The sequence below is a fragment of the Streptomyces griseofuscus genome, from assembly GCF_014673495.1.
GTDB classification, from domain to species: Bacteria; Actinomycetota; Actinomycetes; order Streptomycetales; family Streptomycetaceae; genus Streptomyces; species Streptomyces murinus.
This window is the reverse complement of record NZ_CP051006.1, coordinates 6,442,141-6,460,409: the sequence shown is the minus strand read 5'-3', so window position 1 is coordinate 6,460,409 and position 18,269 is coordinate 6,442,141. Positions and strand designations below refer to the sequence as shown.

Annotated in this window: 20 protein-coding genes; 10 read left to right on the top strand and 10 right to left on the bottom strand. The window is 71.5% G+C overall.

The genetic code is table 11. From position 1 onward, the window contains the following. Positions 1-67: 67 nt before the first annotated feature. The 5 genes from HEP81_RS29390 to HEP81_RS29370 form a co-directional block, all read right to left on the bottom strand. On the bottom strand, positions 68-1,030 hold the full coding sequence (locus HEP81_RS29390; RefSeq protein WP_037656748.1) for an SCO1860 family LAETG-anchored protein: 963 nt from the start codon (positions 1,028-1,030) through the stop codon (positions 68-70). 160 nt (positions 1,031-1,190) lie between these two features. After that, the gene (locus HEP81_RS29385; protein ID WP_037656671.1) at positions 1,191-2,282 is read right to left on the bottom strand and encodes an amidohydrolase family protein; all 1,092 of its coding nucleotides are present in this window, start codon (positions 2,280-2,282) and stop codon (positions 1,191-1,193) included. A gap of 23 nt (positions 2,283-2,305) precedes the next feature. Continuing rightward, on the bottom strand, positions 2,306-3,094 hold the full coding sequence (locus HEP81_RS29380) for an amino acid ABC transporter ATP-binding protein (RefSeq protein WP_037656672.1): 789 nt from the start codon (positions 3,092-3,094) through the stop codon (positions 2,306-2,308). Beyond that, the gene (locus tag HEP81_RS29375) at positions 3,091-3,924 is read right to left on the bottom strand and encodes an amino acid ABC transporter permease (RefSeq protein ID WP_037656673.1); all 834 of its coding nucleotides are present in this window, start codon (positions 3,922-3,924) and stop codon (positions 3,091-3,093) included. The genes HEP81_RS29380 and HEP81_RS29375 overlap by 4 nt, the downstream gene beginning before the upstream one ends. Before the next feature lie 4 nt (positions 3,925-3,928). Then, on the bottom strand, positions 3,929-4,771 hold the full coding sequence (locus HEP81_RS29370) for a basic amino acid ABC transporter substrate-binding protein (RefSeq protein WP_037656674.1): 843 nt from the start codon (positions 4,769-4,771) through the stop codon (positions 3,929-3,931). 159 nt (positions 4,772-4,930) lie between these two features. On the opposite strand from HEP81_RS29370, the gene HEP81_RS29365 reads away from it, so the two are divergent. The 6 genes from HEP81_RS29365 to thpD all read left to right on the top strand — a co-directional run bounded on the left by HEP81_RS29365 (position 4,931) and on the right by thpD (position 10,088). Continuing rightward, entirely contained in the window at positions 4,931-6,031 is a 1,101-nt protein-coding gene (locus HEP81_RS29365) for an aminotransferase class V-fold PLP-dependent enzyme (RefSeq protein WP_037656675.1), read from the top strand. Positions 6,032-6,112: 81 nt separating this feature from the next. Continuing rightward, complete coding sequence (locus HEP81_RS29360; RefSeq protein WP_037656676.1) at positions 6,113-6,667, top strand: DinB family protein; 555 nt, start codon at positions 6,113-6,115, stop codon at positions 6,665-6,667. Positions 6,668-6,922: 255 nt separating this feature from the next. Further along, positions 6,923-7,438 (top strand): diaminobutyrate acetyltransferase, encoded by a 516-nt coding sequence (gene ectA, locus HEP81_RS29355; protein ID WP_037656677.1) that lies wholly within the window; start codon positions 6,923-6,925, stop codon positions 7,436-7,438. Positions 7,439-7,451: 13 nt separating this feature from the next. After that, entirely contained in the window at positions 7,452-8,723 is a 1,272-nt protein-coding gene (gene ectB, locus HEP81_RS29350) for a diaminobutyrate--2-oxoglutarate transaminase (protein ID WP_037656678.1), read from the top strand. 54 nt (positions 8,724-8,777) lie between these two features. After that, on the top strand, positions 8,778-9,188 hold the full coding sequence (locus HEP81_RS29345) for an ectoine synthase (protein ID WP_037656679.1): 411 nt from the start codon (positions 8,778-8,780) through the stop codon (positions 9,186-9,188). Positions 9,189-9,194: 6 nt separating this feature from the next. Continuing rightward, a complete protein-coding gene (gene thpD, locus HEP81_RS29340; protein WP_037656680.1) occupies positions 9,195-10,088 on the top strand; it encodes an ectoine hydroxylase in 894 nt (297 codons plus the stop codon). A 73-nt stretch (positions 10,089-10,161) separates the two neighbouring features. On the opposite strand, the gene HEP81_RS29335 is transcribed toward thpD, so the two are convergent. The 3 genes from HEP81_RS29335 to HEP81_RS29325 form a co-directional block, all read right to left on the bottom strand. Then, a complete protein-coding gene (locus tag HEP81_RS29335) occupies positions 10,162-11,214 on the bottom strand; it encodes an aminotransferase class V-fold PLP-dependent enzyme (protein ID WP_037656681.1) in 1,053 nt (350 codons plus the stop codon). Positions 11,215-11,323: 109 nt separating this feature from the next. Next, the gene (locus tag HEP81_RS29330; protein ID WP_037656682.1) at positions 11,324-12,043 is read right to left on the bottom strand and encodes a DsbA family oxidoreductase; all 720 of its coding nucleotides are present in this window, start codon (positions 12,041-12,043) and stop codon (positions 11,324-11,326) included. Between the two features lie 75 nt (positions 12,044-12,118). Further along, entirely contained in the window at positions 12,119-12,634 is a 516-nt protein-coding gene (locus HEP81_RS29325) for a GNAT family N-acetyltransferase (protein WP_051850212.1), read from the bottom strand. Positions 12,635-12,716: 82 nt separating this feature from the next. Here HEP81_RS29325 and HEP81_RS29320 point away from each other — a divergent pair, with 82 nt between their 5' ends. The 3 genes from HEP81_RS29320 (at position 12,717) to HEP81_RS29310 (ending at position 15,591) form a co-directional block, all read left to right on the top strand. Further along, positions 12,717-13,487 (top strand): IclR family transcriptional regulator, encoded by a 771-nt coding sequence (locus HEP81_RS29320; RefSeq protein ID WP_037656683.1) that lies wholly within the window; start codon positions 12,717-12,719, stop codon positions 13,485-13,487. A 60-nt stretch (positions 13,488-13,547) separates the two neighbouring features. Next, complete coding sequence (locus tag HEP81_RS29315) at positions 13,548-14,018, top strand: GNAT family N-acetyltransferase (protein ID WP_037656684.1); 471 nt, start codon at positions 13,548-13,550, stop codon at positions 14,016-14,018. Between the two features lie 115 nt (positions 14,019-14,133). Then, positions 14,134-15,591, top strand: a complete 1,458-nt coding sequence (locus tag HEP81_RS29310; RefSeq protein WP_037656685.1) for a peptidoglycan D,D-transpeptidase FtsI family protein — start codon at positions 14,134-14,136, stop codon at positions 15,589-15,591. A gap of 129 nt (positions 15,592-15,720) precedes the next feature. On the opposite strand, the gene HEP81_RS29305 is transcribed toward HEP81_RS29310, so the two are convergent. Next, positions 15,721-16,518 carry an HAD family acid phosphatase gene (locus tag HEP81_RS29305; protein WP_037656687.1) on the bottom strand — a complete coding sequence of 266 codons (798 nt, stop codon included), beginning with the start codon at positions 16,516-16,518 and terminating at the stop codon, positions 15,721-15,723. Between the two features lie 228 nt (positions 16,519-16,746). Continuing rightward, complete coding sequence (locus HEP81_RS29300) at positions 16,747-17,340, bottom strand: TIGR03086 family metal-binding protein (protein WP_037656688.1); 594 nt, start codon at positions 17,338-17,340, stop codon at positions 16,747-16,749. Between the two features lie 426 nt (positions 17,341-17,766). On the opposite strand from HEP81_RS29300, the gene HEP81_RS42740 reads away from it, so the two are divergent. Then, entirely contained in the window at positions 17,767-18,150 is a 384-nt protein-coding gene (locus HEP81_RS42740; protein ID WP_051850213.1) for an MFS transporter, read from the top strand. Positions 18,151-18,269 lie beyond the last annotated feature (119 nt).

Sequence of the window (18,269 nt, the reverse complement as noted above, 5' to 3'; positions counted from 1 at the left end):
CCGCACAGGGCGGGACCGGCGAGGCTCCCCCGGCCTCACCGGTCCCGCCCCGTTCCCCCGCCTGCCGTCAGCTCCTGCGGCGGCGGGCCATCAGCACCGCGCCGCCGCCCGCCGCCAGCAGCGCCACCGCGCCGCCCGCGATGTACGGCGTCGCCGGGTCGCCCCCCGTCTCCGCGAGGTCCGCGTCCGAGGCACCGCCCTGGGGCTTCACATCGGAGACCGGGGCGGCGTCGGACTTGGTGCCGGAGGCCGAGCCCGGCTTGGTGCCGGAGCCCGGGTCGTGGCTCTGCGTCGGGGGCTTCGAGGGCGGCGCCATCGGGGACTCGCAGGTCGCCTTGGCCAGCGTGACCGTGCCCTCGACATCCGCCACGTTCAGCTTCAACGGATTGACGGAGACCTTGAGTCGGAGCGCGGTCGCGGCCGCCGTACGGGAGGTGGTGCTGCGCTGGGCGAGGTCGAGGCGGACCTCGCCGACGCCGGGCACCTTGACCTCGACCGGCCCCCCGGCGGTGACCGAGACCTTGCGGCCGAGGACGGTGACGGTGCCGACGATCTTCGAGTCGGCGACCGGGGCCCGGCCCACCTCACAGGTGGCCTGCGCGGTGACGGTGTCCACCTCGATCAGGGACAGCAGGGGCAGGCCGGGAACGTGCAGCTTGGCGTGCACCAGGCGGACGGAGCCCGCGGCGCGCCGGTCGGTGACGGTGGCCCGGGACTGGGCCACGTCCGCGCTGAGGACGGTGAACGGACTGCCGCCGGACACCCCGTCGAGGCGGGCGGACAGGGCGGTTCGGTCGGCGCTCCGCGGTGCCGTGACCTCGTTGAGGGAGACGGCGAGCGGAACGTCGACGGACTTGTCGAGCAGGGACACATCGAGCCCGGTGTGCAGGACGACGGCGGTGGCGCGGCCGGGATTCCCGGTCGCGTGCGCCGTGCCCGCGCCGAGGACGGCGGGCGCGGTGGCCAGTGCGGTGACGGTCGCCGCGGCGGCCAGACGACGCACGGGCATACGGAAGTTGGTGCTGTTCAAGGCGGTGGGACCCCCCACTTGAAACTGCTTGGGACCCGTCAACCTTGTCGTCAGTGTGGGTGAACGGTCAGCAAACTTCGGTCACTTCACTCAAACGTGGAAATTCCGTACGCCTCTTCGAATCACCGTGCACACGCGTTCCCTCGCCTGCCCATCGGCACTACTCCACCACCGCCCCGTTCAGCACCACCCGGCGCGGTGCGGCCAGCACGCCCACCTCGGCCCGGGGGTCCTCGTCGTACACCACGAGGTCAGCCGGGGCGCCCTCCTCCAGGCCCGGCCGGCCCAGCCACGCGCGCGCGGACCAGCTGGTCGCCGCGAGCGCCTCGATCGGCGGGATGCCCGCGGTGACCAGCTCGGCGACCTCCGCCGCGACCAGTCCGTGCGGCAGCGAGCCGCCCGCGTCGGTGCCGACGAACACCGGGATCCCGGCGTCGTACGCGGAGCGCACCGTGTCGTAGCGGCGCTCGTGCAGCCGCCGCATATGGGCCGACCAGTTCGGGAACTTGCTCTCACCGCCTGCCGCGAGCTGCGGGAAGGTGGCGATGTTGACGAGGGTGGGCACGATGGCGACGCCCCGCTCGGCGAACAGCGGGATCAGGTCCTCGGTGAGGCCGGTGGCGTGCTCGATGCAGTCGATGCCCGACTCGACCAGATCGCGCAGGGAGTTCTCGGCGAAGCAGTGCGCGGTGACCCGGGCGCCCAGCCGGTGGGCCTCGGCGATCGCGGCCTCGACCGCCTCCCGGGGCCAGCAGGGGGAGAGGTCGCCGACCTCGCGGTCGATCCAGTCGCCGACCAGCTTGACCCAGCCGTCACCGCGCCGGGCCTCCTGGGCGACGTAGGCGACGAGGTCGTCCGGCTCGATCTCCCAGGCGTAGTTGCGGATGTAGCGGCGAGTGCGCGCGATGTGCCGCCCGGCCCGGATGATCTTCGGCAGATCCGCCCGGTCGTCGATCCAGCGGGTGTCGGAGGGCGAGCCCGCGTCCCGCATCAGCAGGGTGCCCGCCTCCCGGTCGGTCAGCGCCTGCTTCTCGGCGGTCTCCGCGTCGACCGGGCCGTGCGCGTCGAGGCCCACGTGGCAGTGCGCGTCGACGAGCCCGGGCAGCGCCCACCCCCGCACGGTCCGCACGTCCCGGGCCCCGGTGGGGCGGTCGTACGACACCCGGCCGCCGACCACCCACAGTTCGTCGCGTACGTCCCGCGGTCCGACGAGGACCCCGCCCTTGACATGCAGCACCGGCTGATCGCTCATACCGGCACCTTAGAGGGCCAGGGTCAGCCGGTTCCCCCCTGGTCCGCGACCCCCTCCTCCACCTCGGCCATCGCCGGGTCGAGGATGCGGGAGAGGAAGTGGCGGGTGCGTTCGTGCCGGGGGGCGCCGATGACCTGCTCGGGGCGGCCCTGTTCCACGATCACCCCGCCGTCCATGAAGACGACCCGGTCGGCGACCTCGCGCGCGAAGCTCATCTCGTGGGTGACGACCATCATCGTCATGCCCTCGCGCGCGAGGGACCGCATCACCGCGAGGACATCGCCGACCAGCTCGGGGTCGAGCGCCGAGGTCGGCTCGTCGAAGAGCATCACCTCGGGGCCCATGGCGAGGGCGCGGGCGATGGCCACCCGCTGCTGCTGGCCGCCGGAGAGGGCGGAGGGGTAGGCGCCGGCCTTCTCCGCGAGGCCCACCCGGGCCAGGTTCTCGGCGGCGACGCGCTCGGCCGCCGCCTTGTCCCGCCGGAGCACCCGGCGCTGCGGCAGCGTGAGGTTCTCGGTGACGCTGAGGTGCGGGAAGAGGTTGAACTGCTGGAAGACCATGCCGATCCGGCGGCGGACGGCGTCGATGTCGACGTCCGGGTCGGTGACCTCGGTGCCGCCGACGAAGACCTGCCCCTCGGTGGGCTCCTCCAGCAGGTTCACACAGCGCAGCAGCGTGGACTTGCCGGAGCCGGACGGGCCGATGACGCAGACGACCTCGCCCTGGGCGATCTCCAGATCGATGCCGCGCAGGACATGGTTGTCGCCGAAGGACTTGTGCAGACCCTGGACGCGGATCTCGGGGGTGGTCACCTGATCTCCCTGAGGGCCTTGGTTTCCATACGGCGTACGACGAGGCTGAGCGGGATGGTGATCAGCAGATAGCACAGGCCCGCGACCAGGATCGGCGTGGAGTTGGCGGTCTGGCTGGCCAGGTCGTTGCCGAACTTGGACAGTTCGCGCTGTTCCAGGGTGACCCCGAGGAACAGCACCAGCGAGGAGTCCTTGAAGAGCAGGACGAGTTCATTGGTCAGCGGCGGCAGGATGATGCGGAAGGCCTGCGGCAGGATGATCGAGACCATGGCCCGCGCGGGCGAGAACCCGAGCGAACGGGCCGCCTCCATCTGCCCCTTGGGCACCGCCTGGATGCCGGCGCGGATGGTCTCGGCCATATAGGCGGCGGAGACCAGGCCGAGCGCGACGGCCACCTTGCCGTAGGTGCCGCCGGGGTACTGGACGGTCGGGAAGGCCAGCGGCACCCCGACGCCGACGAAGATGAAGATCAGCAGCGCGGGCAGGCCGCGGAAGATCTCGATGTAGATGCCGGCGAGCCAGCGGTAGGGGCCCACGGAGGACAGCCGCATCAGGGCGATGACCATGCCGAGGGCCAGGCCGACGACGAACCCGGACAGCGTGTACAGCACGGTGTTCTTCAGGGCGACCGTGATGAGGTCGGGGAACAGCTGCTTGGCGATGCCGGGCTGCGCGAACTGGTTCTGGAGCCGCCCCCAGTCCGCGGTGAGCGCGAAGGCGATCACCGCGGCGGCGAGGACGGCGTACTGGGCGCCGCGCGAGAGCCTGCGCTTCTGCGTGCGCGTCAGCCCCGTGCGCTTCGGCTGGATGCCGGTGTCCGTGTCGGCCATGGGGTCAGGAACCGGCCGGGGAGGCGACGGAGGAGTCGTACGGGCCGATCCACTTCTCGTAGATCTTCTTGTACGTGCCGTCGGCCTTGGCGTCCTTGAGAGCCTTGTTGATGGCCTTCAGCAGGGGCTTGTTGCCCTTCTTGACCGTGAAGCCGTACTGCTCGCCGGTCTTCAGGTTGTCGACCACCTTGAACTTGTCCGCGTTGGCCTTGTCCTTCAGCCAGCCCTGGACCACCGGGTAGTCGATGACGACGGCCTGGACCTGGCCCGTGCGCAGACCGTTGAGCACGGCGTCGGAGGAGGCGAAGGAGACCGGGTCGAGGCCCTTCTTCTTGGCGAAGTCCTCACCGGTGGTCTGCGCCTGGGCGCCGAGCTTCTTGCCCTTGGCGCCGTCGAGCGAGGTGATCCCGCTGTTCTTGGCGACCAGCACGGCCTGGGTGGCCTCGAAGTACGGGTCGGAGAAGTCGACGTTCTTCGCACGCTCAGCGGTGATCGTCATACCGGCGGCGGCCAGGTCGCACTGGCCGGAGTTCAGGAAGGCGCCGGTCTTGAAGTTCTCGAACGGCGTGTCCACGATCTGCTGCTTGACGCCGAGGTCCTTGGCGACCAGGTCGATCAGGGAGACGTCGAAACCCTGCACCTTGCCGTCGACCACCGACTGGAACGGCGGGTAGGGCAGGTGGGTGCAGGTGGTGAGCTGCCCGGCCTTGGCGAGGTGGACACCGCCGGCCACGGTCTGGCCGCTCCCCGAGCCGCCGGAGGAGCAGCCCGCCACGACGAGCACGAGGCCCGCGGTCGCGGTGGTGGCGGCCAGCAGGCGGGTCCGGCGTCCGAAGGGCGTTTTCATGGGGGGAGTCTCCTGAGGAGGGAACGATAGGTTCCGATTATAAGGAAATGTTTGGGTATCTCAAACCAAACCCATGGCCTTGGGGGGCCTGGACCTAAGATCAGGGGGAGCAGGCCGCCGTGACCCCTGCGAACCGCCCGACGAAGAGAGAGCACCGCCGTGACGCACCCCCTCCTCGACCTGCCCCCGCTGACCGCGCGGCGCTTCGCCGCGATCGAGGACCGGGTGGCCCGGCTGCTGGACACCCGGCAGGACGTCCTGATCACCCAGGGCGAGGCGCTGTTGCCGCTGGAGGGCGCGATCCGCGCCGCCGCCGGTCCGGGCACGGTGGCCCTGAACGTGATCACCGGCCCCTACGGGCAGACCTTCGGTGACTGGCTGCGGGACGCCGGCGCGACCGTGTACGACATCTCGGTCCCCTTCCACACGGCGGTGCGGGCCGAGCAGATCCGTGCCGCGTTCGCCGAGCACCCGGAGATCGACTTCGTCTCGCTGGTGCACGCGGAGGCGGCGACCGGCAACACCAACCCGGTCGCGGAGATCGGTGCGGCGGTGCGGGAGCAGGGCGCGCTGTTCTATCTGGACGCGGTCGCCTCGGTGGGCGCCGAGCCGGTGCTGCCGGACGCCTGGGGCGTGGACCTGTGCGTGATCGGCGCGCAGAAGGCGATGGGCGGACCGGCGGGAGTCTCGGCGATCTCGGTGAGCGAGCGGGCCTGGGCCCGGATGGCGGCGAACCCGAACGCGCCGCGCCGCTCCTACCTCTCCCTGCTGGACTGGAAGGAGCGCTGGCTGGACGCCGGCCGGCGGGCCCTGCCGCACGCCCCCGCACAGCTGGAGATGCTGGCGCTGGATGCCTGCCTGGAGCGGATCGAGGCGGCCGGCCCGGACACGGTGATGGCCCGTCACCGCCGCGCGGCCGCGGCGACCCGGGCGGGCGCCTCGGCCCTCGGCGGCGGCCTGGAGCCGTACGTCCACGACGCCGCGGACGCCGCCCCGGTCGCCACGACCCTGCGCGTCCCGCCGTCGCTCACGGCCTCCGCCCTGGTCGCCGCCGCGCTGGCCGCCGACCCCGCCCTCCCGCTGGCCGCGGGCGGCGGCGCGCTGGCCAAGGAGATGATCCGGGTCAACCACTACGGCCCCGACGCCACCGAGTCCGCCGTCCAGGCCTCGCTGGCCGCCCTGGGTGCGGCCCTCGCCGCTCAGGGCGCGACGGTGGACCCGGCGGCCGCCCGGCAGGCCGTGGAACAGGCCTGGCGATAACCGCCATCCACCGGTGAGCATCACGACGGCCCGCGCCCCGAGGCGCGGGCCGTTGTCACACCCGGCTGCCATGCTGCGCCCATGACGAGCGATCACACCCCGCGACCGGACCACACCTCCGCACACCCGGCCCTCCCCGACGGCCGCCCGATCCCCCTGCCCACCGGCCCCGAGCGCCCCATGCTGGAGAGCTGGCTGGACTTCCACCGGGCCACGCTGGAGCTGAAGTGCCGGGGCCTGTCCGACGGGCAGGCGAGGGCCGCCTCGGCGCAGCCGTCGGAGCTGACCCTGCTGGGCCTGGTGCAGCATCTCGCGGAGGTCGAGCGGACCTGGTTCCAGCGGGTGCTGGGCGGCCTCGACCTGCCGCCGCTGTTCGAGGAGGAGTCCGGGTACGGCCTGGATCCGGCGCGCGGGCTGGACGAGGCGCTGACCGTCTGGCACCGGGAGATCGCGCGCGGCCGCGAGCTGTGCGCCGGGCGGCCGCTGGAGGCCACCGGCCGGATCGCGGACGGTCCGATGGCCGGGACGGAGGTCAGCGTGCGCTGGGTGCTGATCCACCTCATCGAGGAGTACGCCCGCCACAACGGACACGCGGACATTCTCCGCGAACGAATAGACGGCGCCACCGGAGCTTGAATTCAATTTAGTTTCACAATTCCCGTCAATTTCCCGGACGGTAGCTTCCCATAGTCTTCTGCCCGCTTTTTGCACGGCTAAACGGGCCAGTTTTCCAGGAGATTTCTGACGGTTTCAGGGGTGTGACACACCCAACAATGAGGGGATTTTGCCCCACTTTGCCATGGGGCAATCCTGACATTCCACACAGCTTTCCGAGCGGCGCCGCATCTGCGGTCGTGCATTTTTTAATTTGCCTCGCTAAATTCGTGCCGCATGACTGCCGCACCCGCAGACCTACTCATAGACCGACCGGCAACGGCCGACGGCGCCGCGCTCTGGCGTCTCGCCAAGGACTCGAAAACGCTCGATCTCAACTCGTCCTACAGCTATCTGCTGTGGTGCCGGGACTTCGCCGGCACCTCGGCGGTGGCGCGCGGTGCGGACGGCACACCCGTCGGATTCATCACCGGGTACGTGCGGCCCGACCGCCCGGACACCCTGCTCGTCTGGCAGGTCGCCGTGGACTCCGCCCACCGGGGCCACGGCATCGCCGCCGCCCTGCTGGACGGATTGACCGCGCGGCTCGCCGAGTCCGGCGTCACCCGGATCGAGACCACCATCACGCCCGGCAACACCGCCTCCGAGCGGCTGTTCACCTCGTACGCCGAGCGGCACGGCGCGCACCTCACCCGCGAGGTGCTGTTCCCCGCCGAGCTGTTCCCGGACGGCCCGCACGACTCCGAAATCCTCTACCGCATCGGCCCGCCGACCGATTCCCACGCCCACTGAGGAGCGAATCACCGTGACCATCACCCAGCCCGACCTCAGCGTCTTCGAGACCCTCGAGTCCGAGGTGCGCAGCTACTGCCGCGGCTGGCCCACCGTGTTCGACCGCGCGCAGGGCAGCCGGATGTACGACGAGGACGGCCATGCCTACCTCGACTTCTTCGCCGGGGCCGGATCACTCAACTACGGCCACAACAACCCGGTACTCAAACGGGCGCTGATCGACTACCTGTCCCGGGACGGTGTCACCCACGGCCTGGACATGTCGACCACGGCCAAGCGCCGCTTCCTGGAGACCTTCCAGAACCTGGTGCTGCGCCCGCGCGACCTGCCGTACAAGGTCATGTTCCCGGGCCCGACCGGCACCAACGCCGTGGAGTCGGCGCTGAAGCTGGCCCGGAAGGTGAAGGGCCGCGAGGCCATCGTGTCCTTCACCAACGCCTTCCACGGCATGTCCCTCGGCTCGCTCGCGGTGACCGGCAACGCCTTCAAGCGGGCCGGCGCCGGCATCCCGCTGGTGCACGGCACCCCGATGCCGTTCGACAACTACTTCGAGGGCACCGTCCCGGACTTCCTGTGGTTCGAGCGGCTGCTGGAGGACCAGGGCTCCGGTCTGAACAAGCCCGCCGCGGTGATCGTGGAGACCGTGCAGGGCGAGGGCGGCATCAATGTGGCCCGGCCCGAGTGGCTGCGCGCGCTCAAGGAGCTGTGCGAGCGGCAGGACATGCTGCTGATCGTCGACGACATCCAGATGGGCTGCGGCCGTACCGGCGCCTTCTTCTCCTTCGAGGAGTCCGGGATCACCCCCGACATCGTCACGGTGTCGAAGTCCATCAGCGGCTACGGCCTGCCGATGTCGCTGTGCCTGTTCCGGCCCGAGCTGGACGTCTGGGAGCCGGGCGAGCACAACGGCACCTTCCGCGGCAACAACCCCGCGTTCGTCACCGCCGCCGCGGCCCTGGAGGCGTACTGGACCGACGGCTCGGCCATGGAGAAGCAGACCCGGACCCGCGGCGAGCAGGTCGAGCAGGCACTGATCTCCATCACCGAGGAGAACCTCGCCGACGTCAAGGAGTACCGCGGGCGCGGGCTGGTGTGGGGCATGGAGTTCCACGACAAGGCCCGGGCCGGGCGCATCGCGCGGCGGGCCTTCGAGCTGGGCCTGCTCATCGAGACCTCGGGGCCGGAGAGCGAGGTCGTCAAGCTGCTGCCGGCCCTGACCATCACCCCCGACGAGCTGGACGAGGGGCTGAGCATCCTCGCCCGCGCCGTCCGGGAAACCGTCTGAACCATCTGAAGCACACCGTCTGACCGCAACGTCCGACCAGGAGGAAGCACCACCGTGATCGTCCGATCGTTCAAGGACATCGAAGGCACCGACCGGCACATCAAGTCGAAGTCGGGCACCTGGGAGAGCAAGCGCATCGTCCTGGCCAAGGAGCGGGTCGGCTTCTCCGTGCACGAGACCATCCTGTACGCGGGGACCGAGACCCAGATGTGGTACGCCAACCACATCGAGGCCGTCGTCTGCACCCGGGGCGAGGCCGAACTGACCGACCGCGAGACCGGGAAGACGTACACCATCACGCCCGGCACCATGTACCTCCTGAACGGGCACGAGCGGCACACGCTGCGTGTCAAGGAGGACTTCCACTGCATCTGCGTGTTCAACCCGCCCGTCACCGGACGGGAGGACCACGACGAGAACGGCGTCTACCCGCTGCTCACGGAGCCCGAGCCCGAGGAGGTGTGAGCGACCATGACCACCGCCACCGTGAAGGACCTCTACCCGACCCGTGGTGCCACCGAGGTGACCGTCCCGCGCCAGGATCCGGTCGTCTGGGGTTCGCCCAGCACACCGGGACCGATCGCGGCGGCCGACCTCCAGGCGTTCGAGCGTGACGGCTTCCTCTCCGTCGACCAGCTGATCGGCTCCGACGAGGTCGAGATCTACCGCCAGGAGCTGGACCGGCTGGTCACCGACCCGGCGATCCGCTTCGACGAGCGCTCCATCGTGGAGCCGAAGTCGCAGGAGATCCGCTCGGTCTTCGAGGTGCACCGGATCAGCGAGGTGTTCGCGGCCCTGGTGCGCGACGAGCGCGTGGTCGGCCGGGCCCGCCAGATCCTCGGCTCGGACGTGTACGTCCACCAGTCGCGGATCAACGTCAAGCCGGGCTTCGGCGCGAGCGGCTTCTACTGGCACTCGGACTTCGAGACCTGGCACGCCGAGGACGGTCTGCCGAACATGCGCACGGTGTCCGTCTCGATCGCGCTGACCGAGAACCACGACACCAACGGCGGCCTGATGATCATGCCGGGCTCGCACCGGACGTTCCTGGGCTGCGCGGGCGAGACGCCCAAGGACAACTACAAGAAGTCGCTCCAGATGCAGGACGCGGGCACCCCCTCCGACGCGGCGCTGACCGAGCTGGCGGGCGAGCACGGCATCAAGCTGTTCACCGGCAGGCCGGGCTCGGCCACCTGGTTCGACTGCAACTGCATGCACGGCTCCGGGGACAACATCACCCCGTTCCCGCGCAGCAACGTCTTCATCGTGTTCAACAGCGTGGAGAACACGGCGGTGGAGCCGTTCGCCGCGCCGGTGCGCCGACCGGAGTTCATCGGCGCGCGCGACTTCACCCCGGTGAGGTAGGCGCTTTTGAGCACCGGGCCGGGGCCTCCACGTGTGGGACGGGAGGCCCCGGCCCGGTCATGTCCCGACGGGGCTAACCGGCCAGCACGTCGAGCAGCCGGTCCACGTCCGCCGCCGTGTTGTAGAGGTGGAAGGACGCGCGCAGATTGCCCGCCCGGTCGGACACCTGGATGCCGGCGCGGCTCAACTCGGCCTGCTTCGCGCCGAGTCCGGGCACGGAGACGATCGCCGAGCCGGGCGCGGGCAGCGGCTCGTGCCCCAGCCGGGCGAGCCCCTGTGTGAAGCGGTCGGCGAGCGCCAGGTCGTGCGCGTGCACGGCGGCCACGCCCAGCTCCTCGAGCAGGGTGAGCGAGGCGTGGACCCCGCTGTAGGTGAACAGGCCGGGGCTGACGTCGAACCGGCGGGCGGAGCGGGCGAGTTCGGCGACCGGGCCGTAGCAGCTGTCCCACGGGTCCTCGGCCGCGACCCAGCCCGCGAGCAGCGGGGTCAGCCCGCCCAGGTCCTCGGGGACGACGAGGAAGGCGGCGCCGTGCGGGCCGAGCAGCCACTTGAAGGTGGTGGCGACGGTGAAGTCGTAACCGTCCGCGTCGATCGGCAGCCAGCCGGCGGCCTGGGAGAAGTCGACATAGGTGCGCGCGCCATGGGTGCGGGCCGCCGCGCGCAGGGCGGGCAGGTCGGCGACCCGGCCGTCGGCGGACTGCGCGGCGCTGACCGCGACCAGCGCGGTGCCGGGGCGCACCGACTCGGCGATCCGCTCCAGGGGTACGGCGCGCACCTTGAGGTCGCCGCGCACATGGAAGGGGTTCACCACGGAGGTGAAGTCGTCCTCGGCGGTGAGGACTTCGGCGCCCGCGGGCAGCGAGGCCGCGATCAGACCGGTCTGCGCGGCGACCGAGGGACCGGCCGCCACCCGGCTCGCCGGGACCCCGGCCAGCCGGGCGAAGGCGGCGCGGGCGCGCTCGACGTCCTCGAACAGCGGGTCCAGCGGGCGGCCCTCGGCCCGGATCGCCATCGCATCCTGGAGCGCGGTGAGGGTACGGGCCGGGAGCAGGCCGCTGCTCGCGGTGTTCAGATAGGTGTTCTTCGGGCGGAACTCGGCGCGGACGAGGCTCTCGAAGGTCTCCATGAGCCCACTGTGCGGGTCGGCGGGGCCCCCGTCCATTGCGCGTTTTCACGGGGACGCGCCAAGGGTTTCTTATACGACCGCGCCGACCTGGGGTTCCCGCCCCGGGCGGTCAGCCCCTCGGCGGCACCGCGCAGCCGTCCGGGCCGCAGGCCTCCGCGTCGCCCTGGGCGATCGGCTTCAGCGGGGCACGCTCGCCCCAGGCCTGGCCGAGCGCCTGGGCGAAGACCTCGGCGGGCTGGGCGCCGGAGACGCCGTACTTGCGGTCGAGCACGAAGAAGGGGACGCCGTTCGCACCGAGCTCGGCGGCCTCGCGCTCGTCCTCGCGCACCGCGTCGGCGTACGCCTCGGGGTCGGCGAGCACCGCGCGCACCTCGGCCGCGTCGAGCCCGGCGCCGGTGGCCAGCTCGACCAGCCGCTCGTCGCCCTCGGCGAAGACGGACCGCTCCTCGGCGAAGTTGGCCCGGTACAGCGCCTGGATCAGCTCGTCCTGCCGGCCGCGCTCCTTGGCCAGGTGCAGCAGGCGGTGCATGTCGAAGGTGTTGCCGTGGTCGCGGCCCCGGGTGCGGTAGTCCAGGCCCTCGGCGGCGGCCTGGGCGCCCAGGTTGTCCTCCCCGGCCTCGGCCTGCGCCTCGCTCATGCCGTACTTCCTGGTCAGCATGGTGAGCACGGACTCGACATCGCCCTTGGCGCGGCCGGGGTCCAGCTCGAAGGAGCGGTGCACCACCTCGACGTCCTCGCGGTGCGGGAAGGCGGCGAGCGCCTTCTCGAAGCGGGCCTTGCCCACATAGCACCAGGGGCAGGCGATGTCGCTCCAGATCTCGACGCGCATGTCTTCGGCTCTTTCCAGGTCGTACGGGTGCGGGGACGATCTCCGCCGAGTACGTGAACGTTCAAGTGCCCCTGGTCATTCCCCCGGCGGCACGGCGTACCGCAGGAACAGATGGTGGTCCCCCGCCGCGGGCGGGTTCTCCGGGTCCGGCACCCAGCCCTGCCGGGCGTAGAAGCCCTGGGCGCGCAGGTTGTCCACATGGACGTCGAGCACGGCCGTGCGCCGCCCGGCCGCCCGCCACTCCCCCACGCAGGCCGTGTGCAGGGCCGTACCGATACCGCCCCGCCAGCGGTCCGGGTCGACATGGAACTGGAACAGCTTGACGGTGTCCGCGCCGGCTCCCTCCGGCGTCCGGAAGGAGGCGATCCCGGCCAGCCGGCCCTCCTCGACGGCGCACAGCACCCGTCCGTCGGCCCGCTCGATGGACCCCCGCCATGCCTCGGTCCAGTCGAACTCCGCCTGCGGGACACCGTCCGGGTAGTACGTCGAGCGCGCGCGCAGATGCAGCTCGGCGATGGTCTCGGCCTCGGCGGGCAGCGCGGTGCGGATCTCCAGGGTGCTTCCGGGTTCACTGGTCGGTTCACTGGTCATGGCACGGAGGACGTCGCGCCCGTGCCGCCGGTTCCCGGCGTTCTTTACACTGAACGCCGTCGAGGCGAAGGGGTCGAGGGCGATGACGGCAGGCGACGCGGGCGGGGCTCAGGTCAAGTCCGCGGTACGGACGGTCGAGCTGCTGGAGTACTTCGCCGGCCGCCCCGGCATGCACTCCCTCGCGACCGTGCAGGAGGCCGTCGGCTACCCCAAGTCCAGTCTGTACATGTTGCTGCGCACCCTCGTGGAGCTGGGCTGGGTGGAGACGGACGCGACGGGCACGCGGTACGGCATCGGGGTGCGGGCCCTGCTGGTGGGCACCTCGTACATCGACGGCGACGAGGTGGTGGCCGCCGCCCGCCCGGCGCTGGACCGGCTCGCCGACGACACCACCGAGACCATCCATCTGGCCCGGCTCGACGGCACCAGCGTGGTCTACCTCGCCACCCGCCAGTCCCAGCACTATCTGCGCCCCTTCACCCGGGTCGGACGGCGCCTGCCGGCCCACTCCACCTCCCTCGGCAAGGCGATCCTCGCCACGTACACCGATGACGAGGTACGGGCGCTGCTGCCGCCGGAGCTGCCCGCGCTCACCGAGCACACCATCACCGACCGGGAGCGGCTGATCGAGGAGCTGCGCCGGGTGCGGGAGCGGGGCTTCGCGGTCGACCGCGAGGAGAACACGGTGGGCCTGCGCTGTTTCGGCGTGGCCCTGCCGTACCGGGCCCCGGCCCGCGACGCGGTCAGCTGCTCGGTTCCGGTGGCCCGGCTGACCTCCGCCCATGAACAGACGATCAAGGACGCGCTGTCCGAGGCCCGCGACCGGCTGACCCTGGCGACCCGCAGGCTCTGAGCGCGGGCCACGCGCGGCGCGGCCCGGCACGGCGCTCGTACCGTCGTATTCTCGGGCCCCATGGAGATCACGCTGCGGACCGTCCGCGACGAGGATCTGCCGTTGTTCTTCCGGCAGATGACCGACCCGGTGGCCCTGCGGATGGCCGCGTTCGGCCCCCAGGATGCGACCGACCGGGACGCGTTCGAGGCCCGTCTCAAACGGATCCGCGGCTCTGCCGACGTGCTGCGCACGGTGCTGGCCGACGGGCGGGTGGCCGGCAGCGCGGCGGTCTACGGGGAGCCCGGCGAGCGCGAGGTGACGTACTGGATCGACCGCGCCCACTGGGGCCGGGGCGTGGCCACGGCCGCGCTGCGCGCCCTGCTCGCCGAAGTTCCCGAGCGGCCGCTCTACGCGCGGGCGGCGGCCGACAACGCCGCCTCGCTGCGGGTCCTGGCCAAATGCGGCTTCCGCGAGTCCGTCCGGGCCCGGGGCTTCGCCAACGGCCGGGGCGAGGAGATCGAGGAGGTCGTGCTCGTCCTGCACGCATGAGTGACGCATGAGCAGGGGATGAACGGGGGCGCTCGGGATGAACGGGACATGAGAAATCCCGGCGTGCGGGAACGTTCGTGCCCTTCCCGCGCGTCTTCCGTGCGGGATGAACGGGATGAACAAGACGATCAGGCGAGCGTCCGTCTTCTCACTGCTGCTGGTGATCGCCCTGCTGGTGCGGGCGACCTGGGTGCAGTTCTACGACGGACAGGCCCTCGCGGACGACACGAACAACCGGCGGAACGCGATCGCGACCTACTCGCAGCCGCTCGGGAACATCATCGTGGCCGGAAACGCCATCACCGGCTCGGCCCGGACCAAGGGAGGCGATCTCGCCTACAAGCGCACGTACAAGGACGGCAAGCTGTACGCGGCGGTGACCGGCTACGCCTCGCAGGCGTACGCGCCCACCCAGCTTGAGGGCATCTACACCGATCTGCTCAACGGCACGGACCCGGGCCTGAAGACGATCATGGACACCCTCACCGGTGAGCGGGCCGACCCCGGCGACGTCGTGACCACCATCGACCCGGCGGTGCAGAAGGCCGCCTATGACGCGCTCGGCGACAAGAAGGGCGGGGCCGTCGCCATCGACCCGAAGACCGGCCGCATCCTGGCCGCGGTGTCGACCCCGTCGTACGACCCCTCGCAGCTCACCGACGCCAACACGGCGGGCGGCGCCTGGAAGCGGCTGAACGCGGACCCGGACAAGCCGATGAACAACCGGGCGCTGCGCCAGCCGCTGCCGCCCGGCTCCACGTTCAAGCTGGTCGTGGCCTCGGCCGCGCTGGAGAGCGGGCTGTACGAGAACGTCGACCAGCACACCGACAGCCCCGATCCGTACCGGCTGCCGGGCACGTTGAGGGACCTGGCCAACGAGAACCCCTCGGCGCCGTGCCGCAACGCCTCGATCCGGGTGGCGCTCCAGTACTCCTGCAACAACGTCTTCGCCAAGATGGCCGTCGACCTCGGCCAGGACAAGGTGCGGGCCATGGCGGAGAAGTACGGCTTCAACGACGACCGCCAGGACGTGCCGGTGCGCGCGTATCCGAGCGTCTACCCGAAGGACATGGACAAGTCCTCGACCGGGCTGACCGGCATCGGCCAGTACGACGTCACCGCGACCCCGCTCCAGATGGCCATGGTGTCCGCGGCGATCGCCAACGGCGGTGAGCTGCCCTCGCCGCACATGGTCTCCCGGACCGTGGACAGCGGTGGTGACGTGGTGCACGACTACGACGCCGACACCGGCTCCAAGCGGATCATCAGCGCCCGGACCGCGGCCCAGCTCCAGTCCGCCATGGAGACCGTGGTCAAGGACGGCACCGGCACCAACGCGCTGATCGACGGTGCGACCGTCGGCGGCAAGACCGGTACCGCGCAGCACGGCGAGAACAACAGCAAGACGCCGTACGCCTGGTTCACCTCGTTCGGCAAGTCCGACAGCAACGGCAAGGAGGTGGCCGTCGCGGTGATGGTCGAGCAGTCGGACGCGGCGCGCTCGGAGGTCAGCGGCAACGGGCTGGCGGCGCCGGTGGCGCGGGCCATGATGGCGGCGGCGCTGAAGAAGTGAGGCCCTGGCACACCGACAGCCGGCGAGAACACCGGGCCCCCGCCACGGCGCCGTCCATGCGGCGGCCGGTGGCGGGGGCGCGGGCGTCAGAGGGCCCTACGAGGGCCTCGGACGAAGGTCTGGGAGACCTCAGCCGACGAAGTACGTGGGGTTCGGCAGCTTGTACGTACGGCCGGAGTAGCCGCCGTCCAGGTCCGAGTACTGGTCGCCGAAGTCGGCGACGATCTCGTAGCCGAGGTCCTTCTCGATGTGCTCGCGGGTACCGGCCTTGTACTGGACGGTCGTGCACGTCCAGGCGCCCGGGGTGGCGCAGTCCTTCAGGTAGGCCGGCGGGTTGGCCGAGTCCTTGAGGAACATGTGGGCGGCGTCCAGGTTGACGTCGGCACCGACCCTCTTCAGGTTGGTGACCGCGGCACCGCGCTGCGCCTCGGTGAGACCCGAGTTGTAGAAGACCGCGACGCCCTTGGACTGGGCGTAGCGGATCAGCTCGGGGCTGCCGAAGACGGCGGGACGGCTGGCCTTGTTGACGTAGTCGTTCCAGGTGGCCGAGTTGTAGCCGTAGTTGTTGCGCTTCTCGTAGTCGAGGCTCAGCAGCACCGTGTCGTCGATGTCGAACATGACGGCGGGCTTCTGGTGGCGCGCGCGCGAGGTACGGGCGGCCCGGTCGATGTACTTCTTGGCGTCCGCGTCGATCCGCGCCAGGTCCTTGGCGTACGGGCTGGTCGGCGACGCCTGGTAGACGCCGTTGCTGTCGGCGGTGGTGCCGTAGTAGGTGTCGATGTCCTTCGTCAGGAGCCCGATGTTGTAGGGCTCGTGGGTGGAGTTGGCCGTCGACTGACCGGCGGTGGCCGCGCCCGCGCCGTACAGGGCGGCACCGGCGACGACGCAGGCGGCGCCGGCGGCGGCCGCTCTGAGGGACTTCCGCATGGATTCTCCGGATCTGGTGGCTAGAGTGAGTGACCAGGTCACGGATTGTCTACGCGCATAACAAGCGGTACCGCGAGGCCTGTTACCCGATCGATACGGACGTCTTTTTCCAGCCATGTCCGAGCGCCGCCCCGGAACTCCGTGTTCCGGGGCGGGAATTCGGGCATCAAAGGAGGTTCCCCCAGGGCGCCGTCAGGACGTGGGACACCCGGCCCCGGCCCCGGCCCCTCACCCGGCCGGCCGCCACCCCGGGTCACGACCGCTCAGGCCGAGCGCGCGGTCCAGCGGGGAGGCGTCCTCCGGGGTCGGGACGACAGGGCCGAAGATGCCACCGCCCCGGCCGGGGTCCTGCGCGGCGGCCAGGAGGAAGGACCGGGCGGCGTCCAGCGCGGCCGGGTCGGGGGTGTAGGGGTGGCCGAGGGCGCGGGCCAGGTCCCAGCCGTGGACGACCAGTTCGTCGGCGACGACGGCGCCCCCGACCGCGCCGGGCAGGTCCACCCCGCCCGCGCGGGTCATACCGGTCCAGGCGGCCGGGTCGCGCCAGGCGTCGGCCAGTTCGTCCAGCGCCTTCGGCAGTTCGGCGCGCCAGCCGGGGTCGAGGATCGGGAGGGCGGCGCCGGGGCTGGTGCCGGTGGTCGGGCCGAGGTCCTTGCGGGCGGCGTCGCGGAAGGCGACGGACAGCCCGTGCAGGTGGGCCAGCAACTCCCGTACCGCGTACTCGGGGCACGGGGTCGGGGCCGCCAGCTGCTCGTCGGCGACCGCCCGGGCCAGTTCCGCCACCAGACGGGTCTGAGGGCCCAGGTCGATCATGGTCGTGGTCATGGACTGCTCCTTAGGGGGTTCCTCAGGGGTGGACCGGCCGGCGGCCCGGAACTCATCGGCGCACAGGGAATCCGACCGATCCACGGAGGCCCTCCTCAGAGCCACCATGGCTCGGCATGCCGACCTCCTCGGCGACTTCGACGGGCTGCGGATGACGGTCACCGAGGCCATGAAGCTCGTCGCCCCGCTCACCGGCGCCGTTCTGTACACGGCCTTCGGCGGCGGGCGCGGCCAGTTTCGCCGCCGCGGCCGGACCGTGCGCCCTGCTGCGCGTGCGCGAGGAGCGTCCGGTACTTCCGGACGGCGGCGACCGGCGCCGCCGGGGGCGTCCGGTACCTGTGGCGCCATGACGGCCTGCGCCCCCTGGTCCGGGCGGGCGGTACGACACTGCCGCTCACCTCCCTCGCCGGCGCCGCGCTGTACGCCGTGATCGACCGCCTCGGCCACTCCCCCGCCTACGCGGGCGTGCCGTACGCCGTCCAGGGCGCGGGCTCGGTGACGGTCGGGCTGCTCACCGGCCCCGCGCCGCGCCTGCTGGGCGCCCGGCGGTTCGCGGCGGCGGGCACAGCCCTGACCGGGCTCGCGGTGATCGCGCGGGCCGCCGCGTCCGACCCGGTGGCGCTCGCGTCCCCATCGGCATCCGGTCTCGGTCTGCCCTGTGTGCTGACGACCGCGCTCACCGCCGTGCAGCGGGAGCCCCCGGACGCGCTGCTCGGCCGGGTGCGGCCACCGCGAGCACACCGAACGTCATCGGCGCCGCGCCGCGCCTGCTGGCCGCCCGGCGGTTCGCGGCGGCGGGCGCAGCCCTGACCGGGCTCGCGGTGATCGCGCGGGCCGCCGCGTCCGGCCCGGTGGCGCTCGCGTCCTCGCCGGCGCGGGCGCCGCTCCGGTCGAACCGGTGGGTCCCGGGCTGCTGCTGCCCTGCTACG